At 62.9% G+C, this 614-nt stretch carries 1 pseudogene; it reads right to left on the bottom strand.

The features are described 5' to 3' along the window. Nucleotides 1–614: pseudogene (locus NCT32_RS31985) on the bottom strand (hypothetical protein); the annotation flags it as partial.

Consider the following 614-nt stretch of genomic DNA (forward strand, 5'->3'; position numbering starts at 1 on the left):
GAACTGACAGGTCGGCAGGCCGATATCGACCGGCTTCAGGTACGCCGCAGGCAAAGGATGCGCTTCGAGAATGCCCTTCGCGTACAGCAGGTCGTCGACTTCGACCGTCGTTGGCGAGTTCGGCACGAGACCCATCAGCATCGCGAGCAGCGCGGCATTGTCAGAGGTGATCGCCTGCTTCGAATGGCGCATCACCGTTGCGAGCGGCACGAGCTTCGCAAGCGGCAACGCACCACGCAACTCGGGCACCGCGAGAAGCGGCTTGGCCCATTGCAAGTCGGAATCGAACTTCGACAACGAAGCGTAGTCATCGATGACCGCTTGCGGAACGGGCTTGCCCGCCGCGAGCGCGTAGGCGACATGAACCTCGTGCCGACCATTGCTCTGCCGGTCGTCCAGGGCCGGACCCGCGTAGCGGAATCCGAACCGGCGTTGCGACTCATCTTGCAACAGCTCGAACAGGTCCAGCCCGCGGCGGCCGCTCTTAGCTGCCTCTTCGTTGGCTTGCGCAAGCTGATCCGAGGAGAACAAATACAGCGGCTCCCGTGCCAGATCAAAAGCCAGATAGAGCAGTTGCCAGTGCTCGCGCCGGATTTGCCACGCTTCGAGCGCGG

This window comes from Caballeronia sp. INML2 (genome assembly GCF_023631365.1).
GTDB classification, from domain to species: Bacteria; Pseudomonadota; Gammaproteobacteria; order Burkholderiales; family Burkholderiaceae; genus Caballeronia; species Caballeronia turbans.